General features: G+C 49.5%; 25 protein-coding genes. 18 read left to right on the forward strand and 7 right to left on the reverse strand.

The genetic code is table 11. The features are described from left to right. Positions 1 to 7 precede the first annotated feature (7 nt). Genes QL223_RS04745 through QL223_RS04770 form a run of 6 tightly spaced genes read left to right on the forward strand, consistent with a single transcriptional unit; the run spans position 8 to position 6,245 of the window. The gene (locus QL223_RS04745; RefSeq protein ID WP_002537847.1) at positions 8 to 2,182 is read left to right on the forward strand and encodes a chemotaxis protein CheA; all 2,175 of its coding nucleotides are present in this window, start codon (positions 8 to 10) and stop codon (positions 2,180 to 2,182) included. A 16-nt stretch (positions 2,183 to 2,198) separates the two neighbouring features. After that, positions 2,199 to 3,350: a chemotaxis response regulator protein-glutamate methylesterase gene (locus QL223_RS04750; RefSeq protein ID WP_281544054.1), complete on the forward strand. Its 1,152-nt coding sequence runs from the start codon at positions 2,199 to 2,201 to the stop codon at positions 3,348 to 3,350. A 9-nt stretch (positions 3,351 to 3,359) separates the two neighbouring features. Continuing rightward, positions 3,360 to 4,139, forward strand: coding sequence for a ParA family protein (locus QL223_RS04755; protein WP_002537843.1), 780 nt, complete (start codon positions 3,360 to 3,362; stop codon positions 4,137 to 4,139). Beyond that, the gene (locus QL223_RS04760) at positions 4,129 to 5,298 is read left to right on the forward strand and encodes a chemotaxis protein CheW (RefSeq protein WP_281544055.1); all 1,170 of its coding nucleotides are present in this window, start codon (positions 4,129 to 4,131) and stop codon (positions 5,296 to 5,298) included. The genes QL223_RS04755 and QL223_RS04760 overlap by 11 nt, the downstream gene beginning before the upstream one ends. A gap of 33 nt (positions 5,299 to 5,331) precedes the next feature. Continuing rightward, positions 5,332 to 5,820, forward strand: coding sequence for a chemotaxis protein CheW (locus QL223_RS04765; RefSeq protein ID WP_002537841.1), 489 nt, complete (start codon positions 5,332 to 5,334; stop codon positions 5,818 to 5,820). After that, entirely contained in the window at positions 5,820 to 6,245 is a 426-nt protein-coding gene (locus QL223_RS04770; protein ID WP_002537840.1) for a DUF2802 domain-containing protein, read from the forward strand. The genes QL223_RS04765 and QL223_RS04770 overlap by 1 nt, the downstream gene beginning before the upstream one ends. Before the next feature lie 17 nt (positions 6,246 to 6,262). Here QL223_RS04770 and QL223_RS04775 read toward each other — a convergent pair whose 3' ends face one another. Together QL223_RS04775 and QL223_RS04780 are read right to left on the reverse strand one after the other, a co-directional pair. After that, the gene (locus QL223_RS04775; protein WP_002537839.1) at positions 6,263 to 6,556 is read right to left on the reverse strand and encodes an EscU/YscU/HrcU family type III secretion system export apparatus switch protein; all 294 of its coding nucleotides are present in this window, start codon (positions 6,554 to 6,556) and stop codon (positions 6,263 to 6,265) included. After that, positions 6,553 to 7,332 (reverse strand): flagellar hook-length control protein FliK, encoded by a 780-nt coding sequence (locus QL223_RS04780; protein WP_281544056.1) that lies wholly within the window; start codon positions 7,330 to 7,332, stop codon positions 6,553 to 6,555. The genes QL223_RS04775 and QL223_RS04780 overlap by 4 nt, the downstream gene beginning before the upstream one ends. Positions 7,333 to 7,499: 167 nt before the next feature. Between QL223_RS04780 and ccmA the strand changes: the two genes are divergently transcribed. The 10 genes from ccmA (at position 7,500) to QL223_RS04830 (ending at position 15,352) form a co-directional block, all read left to right on the forward strand. Beyond that, a complete protein-coding gene (ccmA, locus tag QL223_RS04785; RefSeq protein ID WP_281544057.1) occupies positions 7,500 to 8,114 on the forward strand; it encodes a cytochrome c biogenesis heme-transporting ATPase CcmA in 615 nt (204 codons plus the stop codon). After that, positions 8,114 to 8,782, forward strand: a complete 669-nt coding sequence (gene ccmB, locus QL223_RS04790; protein WP_281544058.1) for a heme exporter protein CcmB — start codon at positions 8,114 to 8,116, stop codon at positions 8,780 to 8,782. Before ccmA ends, ccmB begins: the two co-directional genes overlap by 1 nt. Positions 8,783 to 8,823: 41 nt before the next feature. Continuing rightward, positions 8,824 to 9,561 carry a heme ABC transporter permease gene (locus QL223_RS04795; protein WP_046302933.1) on the forward strand — a complete coding sequence of 246 codons (738 nt, stop codon included), beginning with the start codon at positions 8,824 to 8,826 and terminating at the stop codon, positions 9,559 to 9,561. Between the two features lie 2 nt (positions 9,562 to 9,563). Further along, complete coding sequence (gene ccmD, locus QL223_RS04800) at positions 9,564 to 9,770, forward strand: heme exporter protein CcmD (protein ID WP_002537832.1); 207 nt, start codon at positions 9,564 to 9,566, stop codon at positions 9,768 to 9,770. Continuing rightward, the gene (gene ccmE / locus QL223_RS04805; protein ID WP_002537831.1) at positions 9,767 to 10,249 is read left to right on the forward strand and encodes a cytochrome c maturation protein CcmE; all 483 of its coding nucleotides are present in this window, start codon (positions 9,767 to 9,769) and stop codon (positions 10,247 to 10,249) included. The genes ccmD and ccmE overlap by 4 nt, the downstream gene beginning before the upstream one ends. After that, complete coding sequence (locus tag QL223_RS04810) at positions 10,249 to 12,225, forward strand: heme lyase CcmF/NrfE family subunit (RefSeq protein WP_002537830.1); 1,977 nt, start codon at positions 10,249 to 10,251, stop codon at positions 12,223 to 12,225. Before ccmE ends, QL223_RS04810 begins: the two co-directional genes overlap by 1 nt. 2 nt (positions 12,226 to 12,227) lie before the next feature. Further along, positions 12,228 to 12,782, forward strand: coding sequence for a DsbE family thiol:disulfide interchange protein (locus tag QL223_RS04815; RefSeq protein WP_002537828.1), 555 nt, complete (start codon positions 12,228 to 12,230; stop codon positions 12,780 to 12,782). Then, on the forward strand, positions 12,782 to 13,273 hold the full coding sequence (locus QL223_RS04820) for a cytochrome c-type biogenesis protein (RefSeq protein ID WP_002537826.1): 492 nt from the start codon (positions 12,782 to 12,784) through the stop codon (positions 13,271 to 13,273). Before QL223_RS04815 ends, QL223_RS04820 begins: the two co-directional genes overlap by 1 nt. Next, entirely contained in the window at positions 13,270 to 14,484 is a 1,215-nt protein-coding gene (gene ccmI / locus QL223_RS04825; protein WP_002537824.1) for a c-type cytochrome biogenesis protein CcmI, read from the forward strand. The genes QL223_RS04820 and ccmI overlap by 4 nt, the downstream gene beginning before the upstream one ends. 79 nt (positions 14,485 to 14,563) lie before the next feature. Continuing rightward, a complete protein-coding gene (locus tag QL223_RS04830; RefSeq protein WP_281544059.1) occupies positions 14,564 to 15,352 on the forward strand; it encodes an MlaA family lipoprotein in 789 nt (262 codons plus the stop codon). A 63-nt stretch (positions 15,353 to 15,415) separates the two neighbouring features. On the opposite strand, the gene QL223_RS04835 is transcribed toward QL223_RS04830, so the two are convergent. From QL223_RS04835 to QL223_RS04850, 4 genes are all read right to left on the reverse strand, one after another. Continuing rightward, entirely contained in the window at positions 15,416 to 16,732 is a 1,317-nt protein-coding gene (locus QL223_RS04835; protein ID WP_281544060.1) for an outer membrane protein transport protein, read from the reverse strand. Between the two features lie 320 nt (positions 16,733 to 17,052). Then, the gene (locus QL223_RS04840; RefSeq protein WP_281544061.1) at positions 17,053 to 18,306 is read right to left on the reverse strand and encodes an outer membrane protein transport protein; all 1,254 of its coding nucleotides are present in this window, start codon (positions 18,304 to 18,306) and stop codon (positions 17,053 to 17,055) included. Positions 18,307 to 18,514: 208 nt separating this feature from the next. After that, the gene (locus QL223_RS04845; RefSeq protein WP_281544062.1) at positions 18,515 to 19,240 is read right to left on the reverse strand and encodes a DUF3379 family protein; all 726 of its coding nucleotides are present in this window, start codon (positions 19,238 to 19,240) and stop codon (positions 18,515 to 18,517) included. Further along, positions 19,233 to 19,802 (reverse strand): sigma-70 family RNA polymerase sigma factor, encoded by a 570-nt coding sequence (locus tag QL223_RS04850; protein WP_002537816.1) that lies wholly within the window; start codon positions 19,800 to 19,802, stop codon positions 19,233 to 19,235. The genes QL223_RS04845 and QL223_RS04850 overlap by 8 nt, the downstream gene beginning before the upstream one ends. Positions 19,803 to 20,578: 776 nt before the next feature. Here QL223_RS04850 and fadI point away from each other — a divergent pair. Together fadI and fadJ are read left to right on the forward strand one after the other, a co-directional pair. Next, entirely contained in the window at positions 20,579 to 21,889 is a 1,311-nt protein-coding gene (gene fadI / locus QL223_RS04855; RefSeq protein WP_039849816.1) for an acetyl-CoA C-acyltransferase FadI, read from the forward strand. Beyond that, the gene (gene fadJ, locus QL223_RS04860; protein WP_281544063.1) at positions 21,889 to 24,012 is read left to right on the forward strand and encodes a fatty acid oxidation complex subunit alpha FadJ; all 2,124 of its coding nucleotides are present in this window, start codon (positions 21,889 to 21,891) and stop codon (positions 24,010 to 24,012) included. Before fadI ends, fadJ begins: the two co-directional genes overlap by 1 nt. Positions 24,013 to 24,096: 84 nt before the next feature. On the opposite strand, the gene QL223_RS04865 is transcribed toward fadJ, so the two are convergent. Then, positions 24,097 to 26,874, reverse strand: a complete 2,778-nt coding sequence (locus QL223_RS04865) for an insulinase family protein (RefSeq protein ID WP_281544064.1) — start codon at positions 26,872 to 26,874, stop codon at positions 24,097 to 24,099. Positions 26,875 to 26,901: the final 27 nt, after the last annotated feature.

Genomic DNA, 26,901 nt, shown 5'->3' on the forward strand with positions numbered 1-26,901 from the left:
GTGCGTTATGAGTTTTGAAATGGATGAAGAAATCCTCCAGGACTTCTTAATTGAAGCCGGTGAGATTTTGGAGTTGCTGTCGGAGCAACTCGTCGATCTGGAAAAAACACCGGATGACAGAGACCTGCTCAATGCAATCTTCCGTGGTTTCCATACCGTTAAAGGTGGTGCAGGTTTCCTTTCACTCACCGAACTGGTAGAAACCTGTCACGGTGCAGAGAATATCTTCGATAACCTGCGTAACGGTGGCCGCGAACTCACTGCGGATGTCATGGATACTATCCTCCAGTCGTTGGACACGGTTAACGAGCAGTTCGCTTGTGTTCAGGAGCGCGAGCCAGTCCCTGCGGCAGACCCGGCATTGATTGAGGCACTACACAGATACAGCCGTCCTGCGTCAGAAGATGAAGCGGTAGAAGCGGCTGCCCCTGCACCAGAACCCGAGCCGGAACCAGAGCCAGAACCTGAACCAGAAGTGGTGGCTGAAGCCCCTGCTGAAGGCGGTGAAGCGATTGCTGGTGACTCTGTCGACGAAATTACAGATGACGAATTTGATCGACTTCTGGATGAACTTCACGGCGCAGGCAAAGGCCCGCAAGCCGGTGGCAGCGCACCTGCACCAGCAGCCGACGCGGCGGGTGGTGGCGATGACATCACTGACGATGAATTCGAAAAACTGCTTGATGACTTGCATGGCACGGGTAAAGGCCCACTGGCTGGCGGCGCGGCAGAAGCAGCGACACCACCGCCACAAAACGCGTCAGTAGAAAGCCCTGCCAGTGATGAAATCACCGACGATGAATTTGAAAAGCTGTTGGATGATTTGCACGGCAAGGGTAAAAGCCCTATTGCCAGTGGTGCAGCCCCTGCGGCTTCGGCACCACCTCCGCCGCCGAAAGCAGAGCCAAAACCTGCACCAGCTCCAGCACCAAAAGCAGAGCCTGCTGCAGCGAAACCGCCTGCGCCGGCTGCTAAGCCGCCAGCAAAAACTGACGACAAAAAGCCGCCTGCACCTCAAGTCGAACAGACTGTACGTGTTAACACCTCAACACTCGACACCATCATGAACATGGTGGGTGAGCTGGTACTGGTGCGTAACCGTCTGGTCAGCCTTGGTGCAAGCAGCGACGACGAAAACATGGCGAAAGCCGTGACCAACCTCGACGTGGTGACCGCTGACCTGCAAGGTGCTGTGATGCAAACGCGCATGCAGCCAATTAAGAAGGTGTTTGGCCGTTTCCCTCGCGTTGTTCGTGACTTGGCGCGAAGCCTGAAAAAAGACATCGTGCTCGAAATGCGCGGTGAAGAAACCGACTTGGATAAAAACCTGGTTGAGGCTCTGGCAGACCCAATGGTCCACTTGGTGCGTAACTCGGTTGACCACGGTATTGAAATGCCGGATGTCCGAGAGGAAAAAGGCAAACCACGTACAGGTACGATTACCCTTGCGGCTTCGCAGGAAGGTGACCACATTCTGTTGACCATCGAAGATGATGGTGGCGGTATGGATGCAGAGAAACTTCGCTCCATCGCCGTTGAACGTGGTGTGATGGATGCAGATGCAGCTGCACGCCTAAGCGATACCGAAGCCTACAACCTGATTTTTGCAGCAGGTTTCTCAACCAAAACCGAGATCTCAGATATCTCTGGTCGTGGTGTAGGCATGGATGTGGTGAAAACGGCGATTACCCAACTGAACGGTACCATTTCTATCGACTCAGAGCTGGGCCGCGGCACCATTATCTCAATCAAAGTGCCTCTGACGCTGGCAATCCTGCCGACTCTGATGGTCGGTATCGGTGATAACCCCTACGCGTTCCCATTGTCGAATGTGAATGAAATCATCAGTTTGGACCTGTCTAAAACCAATACGGTTGATGGTCAACTGACCCTGATTGTAAGAGAGAAAGCGATACCGCTTTTCTATCTGCAAGATTGGCTGTGTCCTCGTCGTGGTTCGGTTAATCGCGAGGTCGGGCATGTTGTCATCATTCAAATGGGACACCAGCCAGTAGCCTTCGTGGTCGATTCGCTGATTGGGCAAGAAGAAGTGGTTATCAAACCGCTGGATGAATTGTTGCAAGGTACGCCGGGTATGGCGGGTGCAACCATCACCAGTGATGGCCACATCGCATTGATTCTTGATGTGCCGAATCTTCTCAAGCGATACGCTGGCCGATAAAATCATAAGGAATGACATGGCAGTGAAAGTTTTGGTGGTGGACGATTCAAGTTTTTTCCGCCGCCGTGTTAGTGAAATTATTAACGGGGATCCTCGCCTTCAAGTCATTGATTGTGCGGTTAACGGGAAAGAGGCAGTTGAAAAGGCAGCACAGCTGAAACCTGATGTCATCACGATGGACATCGAAATGCCTGTGATGGATGGTATTACTGCGGTTCGAGAGATCATGCAGAGCAATCCAACGCCGATACTGATGTTTTCTTCGCTAACGCACGATGGGGCCAAAGCCACACTTGATGCCTTGGATGCGGGCGCGCTCGACTTCCTGCCTAAGAAATTCGAAGACATTGCTCGTAACCGTGATGAGGCGGTCTCTTTGCTACAACAGCGCGTGAGCGAAATTGCCCGCAAGCGCGCGTTTATGCGAAGACCTGCTCCATCTGCAAAACCTGCCACGGCTGCGCCAACGGCGGCTCCTACTGCGCGAGCGCCAGTGCGCCCGGTAACCGGGGGAAGCACAGCGGCACCTGCGCCTACTGCACCAGCGACTAGGCCCGCTTCTGCTGCGGCACGCTTCAAAGCCAGTGGTAAGCGTTATCAGTTGGTGGCGATTGGTACGTCAACAGGTGGGCCAGTCGCACTGCAAAAAGTGCTGACGGGACTTCCTGCGAATTTCCCGATGCCTATCGTGCTTATTCAACACATGCCTTCCACCTTTACGGCTGCTTTTGCCCAGCGCCTCAATGGCCTTTGCAAGATTACAGTGAAAGAAGCGCAAGATGGCGACCCATTGCAACCGGGAACTGCCTATCTGGCACCGGGTGGCATGCAGATGATGATCGATGGACGCCCAGGGGCGGCTCGTGTGAAAATTATCGACGGCGGCGATCGTATGAACTATAAGCCGTGCGTAGATGTAACCTTCGGCTCTGCAGCCAAAGTCTACAACGACAAAGTATTGTCGATGGTGTTGACGGGAATGGGCGCAGATGGCCGAGACGGTGCAAGATTGTTGAAACAACAAGGTTCAACGGTATGGGCACAGGACGAAGAAAGCTGTGTTGTTTACGGTATGCCGCAAGCAGTTGCTAAAGCGGAAATTTCAACTGAAGACTTGCCGTTGGATCGTATCACCGAGCGTATTCTCGTTGAGCTCAACCTCGTTTAAGGAGCGGCTGTGATAGTCTGGAGCATTGCAAACCAGAAAGGGGGCGTGGGGAAAACCACCACCACCATTACCCTCGCTGGGCTTCTCAGTGAAAAGAACAAGCGTGTATTGTTGATCGATACCGATCCGCATGCATCGCTAACAACGTATCTGAATTACGATTCGGAGCAGTTGCCACGCACCTTGTTCGACCTGTTCCAATTGCAAACTATCAATCGTGATACCGTCAAGCCGCTGATCCTTAATACCGAGTACAAAAACCTCGATATTTTGCCATCGCACATGTCTCTGGCAACGCTTGATCGCGCCATGGGCAACCGCGGTGGTATGGGTTTGATGCTGAAGAAAACCCTGGCATGTCTCGAAGATGAATATGACTATGCGTTGATTGATTGTCCGCCTATTCTCGGCGTGATGATGGTGAATGCACTGGCAGCAAGCAACCGTATACTGATCCCCGTGCAAACTGAGTTTCTTGCCATGAAAGGTTTGGAACGCATGGTGCGGACGTTGCAAATCATGCAAAAGTCCCGCGCGTCAGCGTTCAAGGTTTGCATAATCCCGACCATGTACGACAAGCGTACCCGCGCTTCTTTGGAAACACTGCAAGAGCTTAAAGTGCGTTATCCGGATCAGGTTTGGACATCCGCGGTACCGATTGATACCAAATTCCGCGATGCCAGTTTAAAACACATGCCGCCATCGTATTACGCAAAAAACTGTCGCGGCGTGTTTGCCTATAAAACGCTGCTCTCTTATCTGGAGCGACTTGAACAGGATGAAAGATAGCCGTGCCTTATCCAGTGTTCAGGCGCTGGATGACTATTTTGATGCTCTGCTGGAAGAAGACTACTTTTCCCAGCAGCATGACACGGATGTAGCACCGCAGGACAGCGAGACCAGCGTTGAGCTGAAGCCGCAACCTGTGGTGATGGAACCGATTGAAAAATTCAGCGGTGCGACGCTGACGAAAGACAAACGCGATATGTCTTCGGTAGAAAAACTGCTGAGCCAGCTTAAATTGGACGAAGACATGGAAGTGGAAGTCGAGGAATTGACGGAAACGGACGTGCTTGTCGACAGCGAACTGGCAGTCGAAACCTACACTGAAGCGCTGACTCTGACAGAAACGGACACCGAGACTCTCACGGAAGCGCTTGTTGACACGACCGTAGAGACGGAAGTGGAGACCGAAGTCGCGACGGACGTTGAAACAGACGTTGCTGTTGAAGTAGAAACTGTCGTTGATACTGAAGTGGCGGTTGAAGCGGAAACCGCTGTTGAGCAAGAGCTTGAAACCATGGTTGAAACGGAAGTGGATACTGTGGTCGAAGAAGCGTTCGACACTGAGGTTATCACCGAGCCTGAGGTTGAAGTCGCAATTGAAGAAACTGTTGCTGAAGAAGTGGCAGAAACTGTCGATATAGAGACTGATACCGCATACGAGCCGGAAACTCAGGCCGAGGAAGATGTTGCACCACCTTGGCAAAACATCGCTTCTGAATATGCGTTTCAGGTGTTGTTCTTCGAATCGTTTGGCGTGACATACGCCGTTCCTCTTGCCGAACTAGGGGGAATTCACCGACTCGAAGACTGCAATCACCTGATTGGCAGACCCGATTGGTATTTGGGTCTGCAAACAGAGCGGGATCAGCAGTTGGATGTCGTCGATACCGCCAAATGGGTGATGCCGGAAAAAATAGCGGATAACAACCATCGCGATGACTATAGTTATATTGTGATCTTGGGTGACAGCAAATGGGGCTTGGCTTGCAATGCCCTCCTGGGGACAGAGTCACTCAACGGAGAACAAGTGCGATGGCGCGAACAAGCTGGCAAACGGCCTTGGTTGGCCGGATTAGTCAAAGAAAAAATGTGCGCCTTGATCCACGTCGAAGCGCTGATTGCCATGCTGAATCAGGGTATTGATGCCAATGCGTTGGCGTAAGTGACGCAGCACAGCACGAAAAGAGGAAAATAAATGTCTCAGGTAGCTGAAGTTCAAAAAGAAAACGTGAATGACGAAGTCTTGCAGTGGGTGACTTTCCAGCTGGAAGACGAAACCTACGGCATTAACGTTATGCAGGTTCGGGAAGTATTGCGCTATACCGAAATTGCGCCGGTACCAGGTGCGCCAGATTACGTTCTTGGCATCATTAACCTGCGTGGTAATGTCGTGACGGTTATCGACACCCGTTCACGTTTTGGTCTTGCCCAAGGTGAAGTGTCTGACAACACACGCGTGATCGTGATTGAAGCAGAATCTCAAGTGATTGGCATCATGGTCGACAGTGTGGCTGAGGTGGTTTATCTCAAAACGTCTGAAATCGACACCACGCCAAGCGTAGGTACCGATGAAAGTGCTAAGTTCATTCAAGGTGTGAGCAACCGTAACGGTCATCTGCTCATTTTGGTTGACCTGAACAAACTGCTCTCTGATGAAGAGTGGTCTGAGATGGCAATGCTGTAATGCTCGACTTGGTGTTGCAATGGCTACCACTGGGTATCTCTCTGAGTGTCGCGGTGGTTGCCTTGTTGATGTTGAGACGGGAAAAAAAAGCGCGCCAGAATCTGGAAGCGAAATTCCAGGCCATGGAGCTACTTTATAAAAATGCCCGTCAACAGCATGAGGGCCTGTCCAAGCAGTTTAATGAACTGCGTGCAGGCTCTATTGGCATGAGCCAGAAACTTGCTGAGCTCTCGCAGCGCTTTGATGAGTTGCTCGACAAACAGAACGAGATGGAAATGCAGGACCCAGATGGTCGCCTCTATAGCCGAGCCAGTAAAATGGTGGAGCTAGGTGCCGATCTGCGTGAGCTGATGGAAGAGTGTGATCTGCCGAAAGCAGAAGCAGAACTTCTATTGAATATCAGAAAGCAGCGCATGACGCGTTAATCGGATATTCCAAGGCGTCAAACCGTTTTGTTGACCATGGACCCTTCCCATCCGGGCGGGGTTTTTCCATCTAAGTACCAGGCAAAAGCAATCAATTCTGCGATCACTAAGTAGAGCTGTTCAGGGATTTCGTCACCCACTTCCAATGCCGCCAACCAATTCATCAGGGCTTCGTCACTATGTATGAGTCCGCCATTCTTCTCCATTTCCTCGATGAGCTTTTCAGCCAACGCATCATAGCCTTTGGCAGAGACCTTGGGCGCATTAACACCATCGTATTTGAGCGCCACTGCGCTTTTAGCTTTCTTCATACCTGAATATTCACTCCTGACGAGATGGTTCCCGTCTGTGCGCTTTCTAACGTATTGATTTCACATTGCTGCAGCGCGATTTGATGTTGGGCGAGTTTTTCTTCCAGTTTGGGCATGGCGGTTTCAATCTGCTTTTTCAAGCCATCAGCATCGGTAGAAAAACTGAGTGAAAGTGAATTGTCCTCAAGTTCTGCTGTCGCAGTGAGATGACGGTTCTTAGCCAGAGTCAAGTTGAGCGTGATGCACCAGCGCAACTTTTTCTTTTTTCTTCCGGTCTTTTTCTCGACGTTAATGTGTACCGGGGAGAGGTTGTTGTCCCTGAAAGGAAACAGCCAATGGTAGTCACCGGGTTTGGTCTGCTCGTTGATGCGCTGCTCAGCCATTAGCATCAGCAAAGATTTCAACTTTCCCGAACCTTCTTGCTCATTGGCTGGTGCGGTTGCCTGGCGCAATGCTTCCAGCAACCCTTTATCCGCTTTCTGCTCGGCAAGCCATTTAGCGGCCAGTTTTGTATCAGCGGGCATGGTGAGCTGCTTCAGCAGAGTTAACATCACAGGCGGCAAAGATCCGTTTTCGCTGTGTGTGCCTTTCAACAGTGAATAGAGTGGTAAAAGTGCCAAGAGTTGAGAGAGCTGGGAGCGCTGACCATCGCTCAGATTGGGCTGCTGACCGGGTTGCTGTAATGGTTTCCCTAAATCAAGCAGGCTTTTAACCGGAACATTCTTCAATGTTTCCTGCGCTAATGCATTGATGTGATTGATATTGTCGATTTTCATATTTACTCACAATTATTAACGCTTAGCGCATATACCCAGCCCTCATCAATCAGTAGGATTTGATTGCTTGAGTGACATTAGCGAGACCTCGCGGCTAACGACTTTAAACGCCTCTATGGTATTATCGGGCAAATTTTTCATAACTTTATCGGGAAAGCCAATTTCTCATGTTGGAAGTGCGCGAGCTCAGCTGTATCCGTGATGAAAGGGTGCTGTTTGAAGATCTCAGTTTTACGGTGTCATCCGGTGATCTTGTCCAAATTGAAGGGCCAAACGGCGCGGGTAAAACAACATTGTTACGGATCATTGCCGGGTTGGGGCTGGCGGAATCTGGCGAAGTCTTCTGGGACGGAGAATTGGTGAATAAAGCCCGAGAAGAGTTTTATGGCAATTTACTGTTTCTTGGCCACAGCACTGGCGTAAAACGTGAGATGACTGCGTTTGAAAATCTGGCATTTTACCAGCGTATGCATGGTGAAGCGGATGAATCGCGCCTTTGGGACGCATTGGCGCGTGTCGGGCTAGCTGGCAGGGAAGATGTGCCTGCCGCGCAGCTTTCTGCTGGTCAGAACCGTAGGGTTGCATTGGCAAGGCTTTGGATTAGCCAATCTAAACTTTGGATTTTGGATGAGCCGTTAACCGCCATCGACAAACAGGGTGTAAAGGTGCTTGAGAGCCTTTTTCAACAGCATGTAAATAATGGCGGCATGGTGTTGTTTACCACCCACCAAGATATGTTCGAAGGCAACCCGGGTTTGCGCCGGATCAGGTTGGGGGCGTAATGGGATCAGCTATGTTTCACATGATCCGTCGCGAGCTGCTCGTGGCGTTTCGTCGCCAATCTGACATGCTGAACCCTCTGTGGTTTTTCATCATTGTCATCACCTTGTTTCCATTGGGTGTCGGACCGGGTCCCAACTTACTGGCTGAAATCGCGCCAGGTATTATCTGGGTAGCTGCATTGTTGGCGGCGGTACTGTCATTGGATCGCTTGTTCCGTGATGACTTTATGGATGGCTCGTTAGAGCAGATGCTATTGATGCCAGAACCGTTGTCCGTTCTGGTTTTCGCAAAAATTGTTGCACATTGGCTACTAACCGGTCTGCCACTATTGATCATAAGTCCGCTTCTGGCGGTATTACTGTCTTTAGACTGGGAAGCTTACAAAGCCGTTGTGCTAACACTGTTGTTAGGCACGCCGACGCTGAGCTTCCTTGGCGCGATTGGTGTGGCATTGACGGTAGGACTGAGAAAGGGCGGCGCATTGCTAAGCCTTCTGGTCTTACCGTTGTTTATTCCGGTCCTTATCTTCGCGACATCGGCGATTGATATGGCTGCTGGTGGATTTCCGATAAATGGTCAGCTAGCCATTTTGGGTGCGATGCTGGCAGGTTCGGCCACGCTTTCCCCGTTTGCAGTGTCTGCTGCTCTCCGGGTGAGTATCCAATAATACTAATTATTACAACATATTAACTGAGAGTGATATCTGCAATGTGGAAATGGCTTCACCCCTATGCCAAGCCCGAGGCAACCTACCAACTCTGTAACACATTGTTGCCATGGTTTGTGGTTTTGGCAGCCCTGTCTTTGGTCACCGGCACCATCTGGGGACTGGCATTCGCGCCTTCGGACTACCAGCAAGGTGACAGTTTCCGAATCATCTACATTCACGTTCCTGCAGCGATTTGGTCTATGGGCGCTTACATGTCGATGGCCATTGCAGCATTTATTGGCTTAGTGTGGCAAATCAAGACGTCTGATTGGGCAGCGGCGGCGATGGCGCCTGTAGGTGCGGTATTTACCTTTATTGCACTGGTGACTGGGGCTATCTGGGGTAAGCCAATGTGGGGCGCTTGGTGGGTATGGGATGCGCGCCTGACTTCTGAGCTTATTCTCCTGTTCCTATATCTTGGTGTGATCGCGCTTTACAACGCCTTTGATGATGACCGCACTGCTGGTCGTGCTGCGGGTATTCTGGCGATTGTGGGGGTGATTAACCTGCCTATCATTCACTTTTCAGTGGAGTGGTGGAACACGCTGCACCAAGGCGCGACGATCACTAAATTTGCGAAACCTTCCATTGCTTCAGATATGTTGTGGCCTTTGCTTTTGAATATTCTGGGCTTTGCTATGTTCTTTGGTGCCGTGTCGCTGATGGGACTAAAAAACAAAATTCTACAACGTGAAGCACACCGTCCTTGGGTTCGTGAACTGGTTGAGAGGGGATAACCATGCACTTCGATTCTTTCTCTGAATTTCTGGCGATGGGTGGTTACGCTGGCTACGTTTGGGGCGCCTTCGGCATTACATTCGTGGCGATGGCTTGGGTAGCACTGGCGACCCGTTTCACCCGACGCAAACTGTTTAAAGAAATCAAAAATAAAGTTGCCCGAGAGCAACGTATTAAGAATGCCCAAAAAATGGAGAACACGCTATGAACCCGAGACGCAAGAAACGACTGGGGCTGGCTCTCGCCCTGGTGTTTGGTGTAGGCGCGACGATTGGATTGGTGCTTTACGCATTGAACCAAAACATGGACTTGTTCTACACGCCAACTGAATTGGTGAATGGTAAGCCTGATGGCACCAAACCTGAAGTCGGTCAACGTCTGCGTATTGGTGGCATGGTGGTGACAGATTCAGTGGAGCGTGACCCAGAATCTCTGAAAGTGAGTTTCCGTGTTGCGGATGTTGGCCCTGAAGTCACCGTGGAATTTGAAGGCATTCTGCCTGACCTTTTCCGTGAAGGTCAGGGAATTGTTGCACAGGGTGTGCTGGTTGATGAACGTACCGTGTTCGCAAGCGAAGTATTGGCGAAACACGATGAAGAATATATGCCGCCTGAAATCGCAGAAGCGATGAACAAAGGGCATAAACCGCTTGAATACACCGAGCAGCAAAAACAGGGTAGCTACTAATGATTGCTGAATTAGGGCATTTCGCCCTTATTATCTCCCTTGGTTTTTCCGTCCTGTTGAGTATCTACCCTCTGTGGGGTGCTCACGTCGGAAACCAGGCCATGATGCGTTCCGCGCGTCCACTGGCTATCGGCATGTTCCTGATGCTATTGATGTCTTTTATCGCATTGAGCTGGGCATTCTACGTTAACGACTTTACGGTCACGTATGTAGCGAGTAACTCAAACAGTGCCTTGCCTTGGTACTACCGTCTGACGGCAGTCTGGGGCGCACACGAAGGCTCGTTGCTTCTTTGGGTGCTTATCCAAGCAGGTTGGACACTGGCCGTTGCCATTTTCAGCCGTGGCATGCCACTGGAGTCTGTCTCCCGCGTATTGGCAGTGATGGGCATGATTGGTGTCGGCTTCCTGCTGTTTATCATTCTGACGTCGAACCCGTTTGAGCGAACACTTCCTTATTTCCCGGTTGATGGCCGTGACCTCAACCCGCTTCTTCAGGATCCGGGGCTGATTGTTCACCCGCCGATGCTTTACATGGGTTATGTGGGTTTCTCTGTGGCGTTTGCTTTTGCGATTGCATCCTTGATGGCGGGTCGTCTTGATACGGCGTGGGCACGTTGGTCCCGTCCTTGGACAACGGCAGCTTGGGTATTCCTGACATTGGGTATCGCACTGGGCTCTTGGTGGGCTTACTACGAACTTGGCTGGGGCGGCTGGTGGTTCTGGGATCCAGTAGAAAACGCCTCGTTTATGCCTTGGCTGGCTGGTACCGCGTTGATGCACTCATTGGCAGTAACGGAAAAGCGCGGCACATTCAAAGCTTGGACTGTGCTGTTAGCATTGTCTGCATTTTCACTCAGTTTGTTGGGCACCTTCCTGGTACGTTCTGGCGTACTGGTTTCAGTGCATGCATTCGCATCTGATCCAAGCCGGGGCCTGTTTATTCTTGGCTTCCTTGTGGTGGTTATCGGCGGCTCGCTGCTGCTTTATGCATTGCGTGCGTCAGAAGTCCGTGTGCGCGGTAACTTCGAGCTGGTCTCCCGTGAGAATGTCCTGCTGGCAAACAACATTCTGCTTGTTGCTGCACTGGTTGTTGTTCTATTGGGTACATTGTTGCCATTGGTTCACAAACAGCTTGGCCTGGGGTCGGTTTCTATTGGTGAACCATTCTTCAACCTGCTGTTCACCTGGCTGTCAGTACCGTTTGCCTTCCTTCTCGGTATTGGTCCGCTGATCCGCTGGAAACGTGACAACCTCAAGAACGTGAAAAAAGAACTGCTGTTTAGTGGCGTAGTTTCTGTTGTTCTTGGCGTTGCACTGGTGTGGATCTTTGCTGATGTCTTTATGCCGCTGGCTGCGCTGGGTGCGGTGATGGGCCTTTGGGTCATCACTTTGTCATGCATCGAGGTGTATCAGCGTGCGACTCACCGTCATGATTTCGTCACCGGTCTCGGTAAGCTGGGTCGGAGCCACTGGGCGATGGTGCTTGGTCATATCGGTCTGGCAATCACAGTGCTCGGTATTGCAATGGTTCAGAACTACGACATCGAACGCGACGTGAAAATGGCACCTGGCGATCGCATTGAACTGCAAGGCTACGATTTCCATTTCGCAGGTCTTCGCGATAAAGATGGTCCGAACTACGACGGTTACATCGCTGACTTCGATATTTACCGTGGCGATAAGCGCGTAAACACACTGCATGCTGAGAAACGTTTCTACACGGTTCAGCGCTCGATGATGACCGAAGCGGCGATTGACCGTGGTATCACCCGTGACCTCTATGTGGCAATGGGTGAACGTTTGAATGATGGCTCTTGGGCAGTGCGTATCTACTACAAACCATTTGTTCGTTGGATTTGGTTCGGCTCACTGGTGATGTCACTGGGTGGTTTGCTGGCTATTTCGGACAAGCGTTACCGTTTTCGTAAGAAGGCTCAATCAGAAGTATCTGCTGAGCCAGTGAAGGAGGCTTAAGGGTGAACAAACCTTTACTCTTTATTCCGTTTGCACTGTTTATGGTGTTGGTTGGTGTCTTCTTTGTGCAATTGGGCAAGAACGCCGAAGGTGATGACCCAACGAAGTTAGAGTCAGTGCTGGTAGGTAAACCAGTTCCTTCGTTCCGTCTGGAAGATTTGGCGCAAGCTGGCAAGCTTTACGATCAGGACATTTTCAAAGGCGAACCTCTGCTTTTGAACGTGTGGGCAACTTGGTGCCCTACTTGTTACGCAGAGCACACTTACCTGAATGAGTTAGCGGCCAACGGCGTTAAAATCATTGGCCTTAACTACAAAGACGATCGCGTGAAAGCGATCGGCTGGCTCAACCAATTAGGTAACCCTTATCTGGTCAGCCTGTTTGATGGTGATGGCATGCTAGGTCTGGATCTTGGTGTTTACGGTGCGCCAGAGACGTTCCTTATCGATGCTAACGGTGTGATTCGTTACCGACATGTCGGTGATGTGAATGATAGAAACTGGAACGAAAAATTAGGCCCGATGTACGAGCAAATGCTGGCGGAGGCAAAAGGCTAATGAAACGTTTTCTGTTAGCAATCATGCTGGCTGCAAGTGCTGCGTTCACAGTCTCTGCAGCGATCGAAGTGTATGAGTTTGACACACCTGAACAAGAAGAAGCCTTCAAAAAGCTCGGCAAAGAACTGCGCTGCCCTAAGTGTCAGAACAATAATATTGCCGATTCCAATGCTGGCTTGGCTCAGGATCTTCGTTTGAAGGTTTATGAGATGCTCAAGCAAGGTAAGAACGAAGACGAGATTGTCGATTACATGGTTGATCGATACGGTAACTTCGTGACTTACAACCCGCCACTGACGGCGTCGACATTGATTCTTTGGGCTGGCCCGGCATTGTTTGTGGTTGTTGGATTCACTGTCTTGGTGATGCGCAGCCGTAAACCTAAAGCGAAAACCGTTAAAGCTGAACTTGATAGCGAAGAGCAGGCACGTCTGGATGCGTTGCTCAATGAAGGCTCGGCTGACAATAAAAATAAGGATAACAATGGATGACTGAAATGTGGTTCTGGCTGATCACAGCCTTAATGATGGTGGTCTCTGTTGGCTTATTTGTTTTGCCGATTTACCGCGGTAAGGAACAAGACGAAGCGGCGAGCCGCGATGAACTGAACAAAGCCTTCTTCCGTGATCGTATGGAAGAGCTTAACGAAGAAGCCGAGGAAGGTCTGGTGGAAAACCAGAATGAATTGGCAGTTGAGCTTAAGCAATCATTGCTGGATGACATTCCGGCCAACGAGAAGTCAGCGACACAAAGTAAGGTCCCTTTTGTCGTATTGGTGCCAGGCATCCTTATCATGGTGTTGATGAGCTATGGCTTGTACGACACCATGGGCAACTATCGTGAAGTGGTTTCTTGGCAAGAGACGGCATCACGCTTGCCGGATCTGTCTCGTCGTTTGATGTCTGACACCAATGAGCCGATGACAGATCAGGAAATGGCGGAGTTGACGCTGTCTCTTCGTACTAAGCTTCAACAGACGCCTGATGATGCGATGGGATGGTTACTGCTTGGTCGCATTGGTTTGGCAAACCGTGATGTGCAAACCGCCGAAGGTGCAATGGCGAAAGCCTACAACCTGATGCCAGACGACAGCGACGTGAAGCTAGGTTATGCGCAATCTCTTATGCTGTCGGGTGATGAGCAAAACAGCAATACAGCGCGCAATCTATTGCGCGAAGTGATTAGAGTCGATCATGGCAACCTTCAAGCGTTTTCATTGCTTGCATTTGATGCTTTTGAGCGCGGTGCTTACGAAGAGGCGGTTGCTGCTTGGTCTACCATGAAACAACTACTGCCAGCGGACGATCCACGTATCTCTATGTTGGACCGCAGTATTCAACGTGCAGAAGCACAAATGGGCGCTGGCGAAGGACAGTCCGTCTCTGTGACAATTTCGCTGGATGAACAAGTCCAATTGCCAAGCGAAGGTGTATTGATTGTATCGGTTCACTCTGCGGATGGTGCGCCAATGCCGGTTGCAGCGAAGCGTTTGCCGCTGAGCCGCTTCCCGGTAGAAGTTGAACTGACAGATGCGGACAGCATGATCCCAGAGCGTTTGATGTCTTCATTGCCAGAGGTGATGGTGAAAGCCCGCATTGACAACGACGGCAACGTAATGACACGTGACGGTGACTGGTTTGGGGAAACCGACCCGTTTGAGCTCGGCGGAAGTTCACAGTTAGTGATTAACCAAAAGCAGTAAGTGCTTTATACTGCCAAAATAATGACAAAAGGTCGGTATTTAACCGACCTCTTTTTTACCTAAAGGACAAGTTATAACAATGTGGAAACAACTTATTCTGGCAGTTGGCGTGCTGGTTTTACTGAGTGGTTGTGCCCAATCCCCGGAAGAATCTCAGGCTGACGCTGAAACCAATGCTGAATTCGACATTTCGCATCCCAATGATCCTTTTGAAGGATTCAACCGCGCGATGTGGACGGTCAATTATGATTATCTAGACCCTTATATCGCAAAACCTGTGTCGCTGGCTTATGTCGACTATGTGCCAAGCTGGACACGAACGGGTATCTCTAATTTCCTCAGTAACCTCGAAGAGCCAGCAAGCATGGTGAACAGCATTGTTATGCTTGATGGCGAAGCGGCACTTACCCACTTTAATCGCTTTTGGCTAAACACTGTCTTTGGTATTGGTGGCTTAATCGATATCGCTTCGGCTGCCAATGTTCCGAAAATCTCTGACCGTCAGTTTGGTGACGCCATGGGTTACTACGACATAGGGCAAGGGCCTTACTTTATGTTCCCCGTTTACGGACCCATCACGTTGCGTGAGGGAGCAGGGGATATGGTCGATGGCCTTTATCCGCCGCTGTCTCTGTTAACGCTTCCGCAATCTATTCTCAAATGGATGTTTGAAGGGATGGAAGACAGAGCAGCCTTGGTTCAACAGGAAAGCTTGCTGACTAACTCACCGGATCCATACGCCTTTGCACGTGATGCTTACCTCCAGAATAAAGAGTTTAAAGCCCGAGGCGGAAAGGCGGTAGATTTACCAGAGCCTGACGACAGTTATCTGGATGACGATTTGCTAGACGAAATCGACGATTACTAAGAAATTAACAAAGAAATGCCACTCGATTGAGTGGCATTTTTGTCTCTGGGATTTGTTCAACTCTTAGAAACGGTAAGTGGCCTGAACACCTGCCAGCCATACGTTGCCAGAGGTTTGACCTTCGAAAGTACCTCCAAAAGGTACAGAAGTTAGGTCAGAACTGATTCCGTCACGAGGCTCTTTGACATCTGCGTCTTTTGCAAAGATGTAAGTGAAACCTGCGTCAAGCGTTAGGTTATCAGAGTAGTGGTAACCTGCACCCAGGCTTAACCAAAGACGATCGGTTTCTGGAATTGTAATGGTGCGGTTAGCGTCATCGACCGCTGCTGTATCATAAGCAACGCCAGAACGAAGCTGGGTTTTGGTGTTCAACTGATAAGTGGCACCAACAGCAAAGCGATAGTTATCTTTCCAGTTCTCTTGTTTAACCAATTGGTTTGGTTGAGAAAGGGAAGGAATGTTTGCTTCCAGCTTTTCGAAGGTACTCCAGTCAGTCCAGTTGATGCTAGCGTGTACTGCAACAGTGTCGGTCAGTTGGTGGAAGCTTGCTATCTCTGCGGTTGCTGGCAGCGTCAGCTCCATACTGCCAGGCAATTGCGCAGTAGTAGTACCAAACGCTAGGCCAGTGGCATGGCCTTCCAGATTCAGATTCACTTCAGAGCGATAGTTAAAGCCTAAACGGTTGTCTTCATTGATCTGCCAAGCTGCACCAGCTTGCCAACCCCAAGCAGTATCATCACCTTCCATGTATTTTAGAGTAGTACCAGTAGGTACGATGACATTGCCATTGAGTGGTTTTTTGATATCTGCAGAGCTTTTCGCACCAATGCTACCTTCACCTAATACGTATCTAACACCAGCACCAACAGAGAACTGGTCGTTAATTTTGTATGCGATGTTTGGATTGATTTCCATGGTCATCACTGACGCTTCATTACCAAACTGGGTGCCTTTGAAGTTGTCATCCAGCTTAGTGTGCATGCCGAAGTTTGAGCTCAGTGCCAGACCCAGATAAACCTTCTCGTTCAATTGATGAGAGAAGTAGAAGTTTGGAATAAAGGCTGAATCTGCAAAATCCTCGGAAGAAGTTGGAGTGCCCGGGTCTTGCTGTGTCCAGTATTGACGCCCTTCTACATCAACATTTGGATCAACGTAGATAAGGCCAGTAGAAACTTGGGTGCCTTCCAGATAAGTCATCATGGCTGGATTGCGGAATTGTGCAGATGCATTGTCTGCCATTGCAGCTTCACCGGCGTATGCGCGGCCAAGACCAGTTGCAGAATACTCCGCCAGTTGAAAACCTGCAGCGATTGCAGACGTTGAAGAAAGAGAGCCAAGTGCTGCAGCAATTGCCAGCGGAAGAAGTTTGTTCTTGTTCATTAGAGTATTTACTTGATTATTGTGGTCGGTACAGGGTACTGACAGGCAATCAATATGCAATTTTGATGATAGAGAGAGGATATATTTAGATAAATATATCGATGGATTGATGTATTTCAGTAAAATGCACTATTCATTGGGTGGTTTGAAACAAGTGTACGCTGAGTTTCGGCGAACACGTGTTAATCCTAAATGCCAGTTAAGCGTACTTGTGTACGCTGAAAAGCCTTGGAATGACTGAGTTTGTTCACTTTAGGCTTTATTTGAGCGAACAAAAAGGGGAGCATATGCTCCCCTTTAGTCACTGTGTTCTAATGAAATTAGAAGCTGCGACTGTACTGCAGACCCATCAGAATTGCATTTGCTTGGGTTGTAGCATTGACAGAAGACAAAGTGATGCCATTAAATTCTGTACTTTCAGATACGGACACTTCTTCACCCATTAGGTAGGTAAAGCCGAAGTCAATGGTTGAGCTTTGGTCAAGGTTGTATGTCAAACCAGCAGAGAACCATTGACGATCAGAGTCTGGAACAGAGATTGATGTTAGGCTGTCTTGTGCACTGGTGTCATACATATAACCGGCACGCAGTGTCCAATCGTTGTTCAGGTAGTAGGTACCACCGATACTGTAGTGCCAGCCATCTTGCCATTCGTACGGCTTGTTATATGAACCAGTCAGTACTGTGCCTTGAAGGTTTTCAAATTCGATTTTATCGAAAGATCCCCAACCAATGTATTGAACGCTGTAGTGAACGGCAAATTTGGTGTCTTCAATTTTATGGAAGCCAGAGAATTCAGCGATATCAGGCAGTGGAAGGGTGATCTTCTGGCCTTTGTCATCTTTAGCTTCAAATTCTGGGCTGTAACGATAAGCAAAACCGAAGCGGTTGTTTTCATCCAGTTCGTACACCGTACCAACGTTGAAACCCACAGCAAAACCGTCGGCACCATCAACATTCAGTAAATCGTTCCCCCCAACAAATGGTAGGTTTTCATTGGCTGTACGCTTCATTGTGCCTTGACCATAGATGATGTCGAGACCTGCACCAAAGCTCCATTGGTCGTTCAAGCGGTATGAGCCAGCAAGACCCAGGTTAAAGCTTTTCACGTCGGTCAAACCGCCGTATTCAGTCGCCACATAGTCATCAGAGAACTCAGTTTTGGTGCCAAAGTTCGAATAGGCATTGATACCAACAGCAAACTTTTCGTTGAGAGGCATGATGAAATGTACGTTTGGAGCAACAGAAGTGCCGCCCACATCATCAGTATCAGCAACTGGTACTGGCTGATTACCCGTAGCAAGACTGCTGTAAGTTGCATCACTGACGGTGATGTCAGTCGTGATTGTCTCAAAGCCAATTGAGAATGCTTTCTCATCAAACAGCGCCATTGCCGCAGAGTTTCGCGCCATAACAGCTGCGTTATCTGCGATCACAGCATCACCAGCAAAAGCACGGCCGATACCTGTTGCTGATTGTGCATTAAGTTGGAAGCCAGCAGCCAGTGCTGACGTGGAGCTCGCCGCAACAGCCATTGCCACTGCTGAGCGGATAAACAGACGCTTCTTATTCATAATGTGAATATTCCGAATAAAATTATAATTTTTTTGATATTTATGCTCAGAATGAGCTGCGCAAATTCTATTGTGTAGGTGCTTTATTGGAAATCTGACCAGTTATAAAATGCTGTTTTGTAAATGCTTGGGATGGCGCTAGGTGGTTGTAATTGCGGGAAAAGAAAAAGGGGAGCATCTGCTCCCCTAGATTTTGTAATGGATTGTATCAAGCCTTCTGATTGAGATGTTGCTTCAACTGTTCAGCGACAGGCATGATATCTGCGCCTTCTTTGCCTACTACAATCACACTGCTGTTATTGGCTGCTGGCAATGAAATAGCTTCCATATTGCCATCGCTATAGTTTTCCATAGCTTTGGATTGCTGCGGCACAACAAACACAGTGAAATCTTCGCCATTGTTGCCTTTTAGCACCATATGAACAGCGTGCTTATCGGCAAAGCTGCAATGGTTGATGTACGACACCTCGCCAGGCAACTGACCATTAAAGGTTTTACCTAATGGTGAAAGCTTGGCATTTACTTGAGTCAGGGTTGCACCCTCGAACACGTTATTGGTGAAGTCTTCTTCATGGTAATAGTGCTCTAGCGCTATTTGCCCAAGGCTTGCTTGTCCCGGTAATACCGGTAGCGCCTGCCAATTGAATTGACCCAGCATAATGCCGAAAGCAAATGCAACAGAAGCGGCGATAGCCAGATGAAAGCGCGGCTTCCTTGCTTCCCGCACTACGTCACTGGTTTGTTTAAACAGGACTTTGTCGACCAAATCATCTGGCACATCCACGCGCAGTGTTTGATCAAGTAGTGTATCCAGTTGCTCTAATTCGGCAGCCAGTTTTTGATTAGCTGGAGAGTCTGATTTTGCTGCCAGAATCTCAGGATCTTTGTCCTGAGGGTCTGCCAGAAGGCGTCGACGAAATTCGAGCTCATCCATTTAGCGCACCTCGCTGGCCTGAAGTTTGATTGTCCATGAACTCTTTCAATTGATTTCTCGCTCTGAACAAACGCGTCATAACAGTGTTTTTGTTTAGGTCTAAGATCTCAGCGATCTCTTCACCGCTAAATCCGGCAACGACCTGCAACACCAACGGTTCTCGATATTCTGGTGACAGACGCATGATTTGCTTGTGAAGCCATTGCTGTTCGACCGAGGCTTCTTCACTGGGGCGTGCATCGTCTGCAACCTGGTGGTCATCAATATCTACCAATTCGAGTTGTTTACGCTCGAAACGGCGTGCATTTTCGCGCCTAAGGATGGTGATCAGCCAAGCTTTGGCGGCGTTGTCATCTTGAAGGCTATCAAGCGAGCGCCATGCACGTAGGCAGGTTTCCTGCACCAAATCTTCCGCTACGTGCTGGTCTTTCGTCAACCAGTATGCATAACGGTAGAGGTCTCTGTGCCAGGCTCTCACGAGCGCTTCGTATCGTCTCTGCTTTTCCATATCACTAGAGACCTTGGTTTCTGACTTTTTATTTCCAAATAATTTCAAAACCATTCTATCATCCTGATTATTTAGGATTTTAAATGCCAAATTGCTGAAAAGATCATCACCAAAGGTCAACAGCCCCTAAGTGAGCAATCTGGCTTTAAGACGGTTAGCCGCTTTGCTGTAATTGTAGTGTTGATTGGGCTAATAAATAACCATGTTAAATGTAAGGAGCCTGCCTTCTGAAGGTAATTTGGTTTGAATTTAACCAATTAGGCAGTGGTTGTAGTGTTTTAGACAGCTTTCTAAGAATTAAAATAATTCAACTAAGTGCATATTTATCCAACCTAACTCGCAATCTTCCCTTCGCTTTAGCCTCTCTTTCCTTCGATTGATAAGTAATCAAACAAAAAATTGATCTGCTTCAAAATCGCTTCCTGACGCGTGGGTATAGTAGGCACTGTCATCTGGTGACGTGTTACAGACTTCGTTGGTTTACCGAATCTGTCGCATGAAACCGTGTTGAGCAAGATGACAAACTTCCTTTTTGAAGGCTGACTTTACTTTCTCCTCAGGTCTATGACCTGATTTGCAATTGGCTTTACGTTAATTGATTTAATACGTGATTGCTTTCCACATACGTTGCCACACCTGATAGGTGTGGTTTTTTTTTGCTTTTCGTTTCTAGTCACTCTCCAACTTTGCTTCTCGATCAGTTTTTATTTTCAAAAATGTCGTAACGGTCTATGTTTGCTTGGCAGATTTAATTAAAACGCACGTTTTAATCTGATAACAAATTGGTTACACTCTTCTGGTCTGACCTCTAATAATTGCAAGGAGCGGCAATGAACTCTCCCCAGAATCTGACTACGCGTCAGGGTGAACGTATAGCTGTCGTCTCGGGTTTACGTACCCCGTTTGCACGACAATCCACCGCGTATGCGGATGTGCCTGCTGTTGATCTCGGAAAGATGGTTGTTAGCGAAATGCTAAACCGTACCGACATTGATCCTAAGCTAATCGACCAGCTGGTTTTTGGACAGGTTGTTCAAATGCCGGAAGCGCCGAACATCGCACGTGAAATAGTGCTTGGCACAGGTATGAATGTTCACACTGATGCTTACAGTGTCAGCCGCGCTTGCGCGACCAGCTTCCAATCTGTCGTCAACGTCACCGAAAGCATCATGGCCGGTGCTGTTGATATCGGTATCGCAGGTGGCGCAGATTCTTCTTCCGTGCTGCCAATTGGTGTCTCTAAGCACATGGCAGCGACACTGCTGGCGCTTAGCAAAGCTAAGACGATGAGCAAGCGCTTAAAACTCCTAAGCTCACTCTCCCTCAAAGACTTAGCGCCTGTTCCACCAGCTGTAGCGGAATATTCGACCGGCCTCAGCATGGGACAAACCGCTGAGCAAATGGCAAAGAGTCATGGCATCACCCGTGAGGAACAAGATGCGTTGGCGCACCGCTCTCACTCATTGGCAGCGAAAGCTTGGGCGGACGGATTGGTTCGTGATGAGGTGATGACTGCCTTCCCAGAACCTTATCGCCAGTGGATTGATAAAGACAACAATGTTCGCGAAGACTCCACGGTTGAAGGCTACGCGAAACTGCGACCAGCTTTTGACCGTAAGCACGGTTCTGTGACTGCGGCAAACAGTACGCCACTGACCGATGGTGCTGCAGCAGTGATGCTGATGCGTGAAGGCCGCGCCAAAGAACTTGGCCTAACCCCACTGGGTTACATCCGCTCATACGCGTTTTCTGCGATTCAGGTTGAGCATGACATGTTGATGGGGCCGTCTTACTCCACGCCAATCGCGTTGGATCGTGCTGGTATTACGCTGTCTGATCTCACTCTAATAGATATGCATGAAGCGTTTGCCGCGCAGACGTTGGCTAACGTAAAAATGTTTGCGTCCAAAAGCTTTGCAGAACAGAAGCTCGGTCGTAGCCAAGCAATTGGCGAAATCGACATGGACAAGTTCAATGTGCTGGGTGGCTCGATTGCTTACGGTCACCCATTTGCCGCAACCGGTGCGCGCATGATCACCCAAACCTTGAATGAACTTCGCCGCCGTGGTGGTGGTTTGGCATTGAATACTGCTTGTGCAGCAGGTGGTCTGGGTGCAGCGATGATCTTGGAGGCAGAATAATGACGGAACAAACAACCCCAACAAACGGTGCGTTCTCGCTGCGCTACGGTGACAACGGTGTGGCGTGGCTGAGCATTGATGTCCCTGGCGAAAGCATGAATACCTTGCAAGCCACCTTTGTTGATGAAATCAGTGCGATTCTGAGCGAGCTTGAAAGCAAAAGCGATATCAAAGGTCTGGTGCTGCACTCTGCAAAACCGGATAACTTTGTTGCCGGTGCAGATGTTCGCATGCTGGATGCTTGTAATACCGCAGAAGATGCACAAGTCATCGCAGAGCATGGCCAGAAGCTTTTCTCCCGCATTGAGAAACTGCCATTTCATGTCGTTGCTGCCATTCATGGCCCTGCATTGGGCGGTGGTTTGGAACTCGCTCTGGCTTGCCATAGCCGAGTCGCGAGTGATGATGATAAAACCCGTCTGGGTCTTCCGGAAGTGCAGCTTGGCCTGTTGCCGGGCTCCGGCGGTACGCAACGTCTTCCAAGACTCATCGGTGTACCGGGCGCGTTGGATATGATTCTGACGGGCAAACAGCTTCGCGCCAAGAAAGCGAAGAAAATGGGCGTAGTCGATGATGTGGTTCCTCAGTCTGTGTTGCTTCGTGTTGCTGAAGAGTTGGCGCTGAAGGGTAAACCCAAACGCAAAGGTAGCTGGCAGGATTGGGCGATGGGCGGTAATGCACTTGGCCGTTCTGTTGTGTTCGATCAGGCTGCGAAGAAAACCCGTGAGAAAACCCGCGGTAATTACCCTGCCACTGAAGCGATCCTTGAGGTCATCAAACAAGGCTTGGATAAATGTGTAGAGAAAGGTCTGGCGCTGGAAGCGAAACGCTTTGGTGAGCTGGTGATGTCATCAGAATCTGCCGCACTGCGCAGCATTTTCTTTGCGACAACAGCAATGAAAAAAGAAACCGGCGCTGATGCTGAGCCTCGCACTGTGACAGGCGTGACTGTGCTGGGCGGTGGTTTGATGGGCGCTGGTATCGCCAATGTTTCTGCGACCAAAGCGAACACGCCAGTGCGCGTCAAAGATGTCAGCAACGATGGCATTCTGAATGCCATGGCTTACAGCTACAAACTGATGGATAAAAAGCGCAAGCGCCGCATCATTTCCAAAGCCGAAATGCAAAAAGAGATGGATCGCATTAGCGGCACGACTGACTATTCGGGTATGAGCCGAAATAACGTGGTCATAGAAGCGGTGTTTGAAGATCTGAAACTGAAGCACCAAATGGTTGCGGAAGTAGAGGAGAATCTGGCTGAAGACACCATCTTCGCTACTAACACCTCATCACTGCCAATCCATCAAATCGCCGAGGGTGCGAAGCGTCCTGAAAATATTGTGGGTCTGCACTACTTCTCGCCGGTCGATAAAATGCCACTGGTAGAAGTCATTCCACATGCGGGCACGTCCGAAGAAGCGGTGGCGACTGTCGTGAAGCTTGCGAAGAAGCAAGGTAAAACGCCGATTGTGGTGGCTGACAAGGCCGGGTTCTACGTGAACCGTATTCTTGCGCCTTACATGAATGAAGCGGCGAGGACTTTGCTGTCCGGTGAGTCGGTTGAGCACATTGACAATGCGCTGTTGGACTTCGGTTTCCCAGTTGGTCCAGTGACACTACTAGACGAAGTGGGTATCGACATTGGCGCAAAGATCAGCCCAATCTTGTTGAATGAACTGGGTGAGCGTTTCCGCGCACCGGATGTGTTCGACGTGATGCTGAATGACGGTCGTAAAGGTCGTAAGAGCGGCAAAGGCTTCTTCGTTTATAACGGTAAGAAAAAAGAAGTCGATAAACGTGTCTACACCTTGCTGGGTGTTGAGCTGAAAAGTCAGCTTTCAGCACATGAGCTGGCCATCCGCTGTGTGCTGATGATGCTGAATGAAGCTGCCCAGTGTCTGGATGAAGGTGTGGTGAAATCAGCGCGTGACGGTGACATTGGTGCCGTGTTCGGTATCGGATTCCCACCATTCCTTGGCGGTCCCTTCCGCTATATGGATCATATTGGCATTAAGCGCTTGGTGGAAATGCTTGAGCACCATGAAGCCAAATATGGTGAGCGTTTTGCACCGTGTGAGCTGCTTAAAGCCATGGCTGCGGAAGGTAAGACATTCCACTCATAAAGCCTTAAACAAAAAATCCCCGGCTGTCCGGGGATTTTTTATATCTGAAACATGGAAAAAGGCATCAGCGAAGGTCGATAGACCTTAGTTAATTCGCTCTGTGCGATTGCGACGAAACGCTGTGACAGATTCGATTTCCTTTGTGCCTTCAAGGCTACATTCATCAGGGTGAGCGCCACCGCAACTGTGCATGATCAGACGATCTGATGTACGCGGTTTCAATTGCTCGACCACAAACTTCACCATATCTGCGCGATCCATATCGCGGATAGCAGCAGCAACGTTCTGGCGCTGGGTAAATTCAGCATCCTTATTGCCAATACTGATCCACAAACGCTGTCCGCGGGCGCGCAGGTTGGCATCCGGTTCTTCTATCTGTCCGAGTAACCCTTGCTTACTGGCTTGCCATTGCGCTTCGTTAAGCTCAAGCAGTACCAGGAAGAAGGCGTTGAGGAAGTCGTCTATTGCTTCCATCAATTTCGCCGGGCCAGCCTGAGGCGACTGCACATAGAAAATCAAACCTGGGTGACGGTTCATTGGCATATTGCCTGAGCCAACCATATAGCCAAGTTGCTGCTTGGTACGCAGCTCGTTGAAGAAGATGGCAGACATCAAATGCTGAGCGAAAGTAAATAAGGCGACATCCTGAGGTTCAGTGCCGTGGCTCTGGTAGTAAACCAACACGGCTGAATCTTGACTGTCACATCCCAGATGATAGGACGCACTGCCAGCACCCTTCAAAAGAACCAGTGGTCGGGTGGACTCCTGATAGCGTTGATTGTGCACACGAAGGGCATCTTTTACAGGCTCAGCCAAATCCAGTGTTTGCTGTTTCTGCCAGTTACCGTAAACAAACATCTCAACATGCAGTTCGGACATCACGCGATGCACAAAGTCCGGTAGCTCTGTCACCTGCAGAGGTTCCAGCGCTTCGATGAGCTCTTCATACGTTGGATTGTTTGGTTGCAAGATGCCGGTCATCGAATTGTACAAGCGGTTAATGGCTTTGTTCTGAGTCGCGTTGTTCCAACTTCTTAGCAATTGAGTTTTGATGATTTCAAAGCGCTCTGGGTTGAAATCGCGCTTGGCAAATTTATCCAATACCAAATCCATCAGGAGTGTCAGCTTTTCATTGAAGCCGCTGAGCTTCAAAGTCACGCCACCTTGATGGGCATAGAGATTGTAATTCAGGCCAGCGACTTCGGCAGGGTAGGCTGTTTCATTGATCGACTCCATCAGCATTTCAACGCTGACACGGGTCTTTACGATGTTCTCGACCGATTGCACCGCATGCGGGCTGTCTATCGCAACGTAAACCACGCCTTTCGGGACGCGGAAATCGGTATCTTGCAAGTGCCACAAACGAAAGCCCGGTAACTCCTGAATCATCTCGGGTAGTTGCTGTTCTGGCGCTTCTAGACCTGCAGGGTCGAGTTCATAGCTGATAAAGGGGTTTGGCTCTGGCAAAGCCAGTGCAGGAGAGATATGTGCCGCACGCCATTTTTCGAGCTGAGCTTCGGTGAATGGTTTCACGCTGTAAGGGGTGTCGTACCAATTTGCCGTGCGATCATAATTGCCACCTTTGGCAATCAACGTCAGGCGAAGATGATCGGGTGTCAGATAGCCAAGCATCTGGCGTATCAAGGCTTCGTCATATTCCTGCATGATGTAATCGCCATACAGAACATCCGCATCCTGATAATGCTGCATGTTGAGCACCATATGACTCACGGTATCGATGGGGCGCGAAGGCTCTTGGTAACGAAACGCCATTTCCTGTACCGCACGCTTTTCTGCATAACGCCAATCATCGAGACCCTGCTCGCGGATAAGACTGATTGCCTGAAAAATGTAAGTCACGATATCGTCAATCTTGGTCAGTCCCGCTTCGGTCAGGCTGACACTGACTGAAAACTCGCGGAAATTCGAACCGCTGATACCGCCACCAGCAGACAGATTATTGATGAGCCCTTTGGCTTTGAGCAAAGACATCACACTACCAGTACCTTCATAACCGAGAAGATGGGCAATGTAGGAAAGTGGCTTAATTTTGTAATGCTCATCGGTCGCTGGCATCGAAAATGCCAGTGTCAGCTTACGAACATCTTTAAGCGGCTCGATACAGACAAACTGCTGCAACTGGGCTTTATCGACAAACGGGACGTCTGGCACAAACGGTGACAGGTCAAGGTTTGGAATATCACTGAATGTTTGGTTTGCCAGCGTTTCCAAATCGTCCAACCTGAATGGACCAGTGATAGAAGCTGCCATCAGATTGGCACTGTAATGGGTTTTGTAAAAATCAATCAGCTCATCACGCACCGAACTGCCCTCGCGATCGGCAAGTGTGTCGAGGCTACCGACTGAGAACTTGGAGAAAGGGTGAGCCGGGTTGATGGTCTCTTTCTGCACCTGGTAAATCCGGCGCACATCGTCCTGAAGTTTCAGGCGATATTCTGAGTCAACCGCGTTGCGCTCCTTGTCGACCGCGTCTGCATTGAACAACGGCGCAGAGAAGAATTGGCCGAATCGATCCAGCGCTTCTTCGAAATGGTCGTGTCGGATATCGAAGAAAAAGGTGGTGTTTTCAGTTCCGGTCCAGGCGTTGTTATTACCGCCATGGCGACTGATAAAAGATTGGAACTCACCGACATCAGGATATTTCTCTGTACCGAGAAACAGCATGTGTTCTAAGAAGTGCGCTAAACCTTCACGATCAGCGGGATCACAGAAGTGTCCAACATTCACGGTTAACGCAGCAGCACTGCGCGGTGCTTGCACATCTTCTACCAGAAGCACCCTCAAATTGTTGGCGAGAGTAATAAGGCGGTAGCTACGATGATCGTTGGGACTGATTTGCACAAAGCACCTTCACTGGTAGTGGCAAGG

Source organism: Grimontia sp. SpTr1 (assembly GCF_947387585.1).
GTDB lineage: Bacteria > Pseudomonadota > Gammaproteobacteria > Enterobacterales > Vibrionaceae > Enterovibrio > Enterovibrio indicus.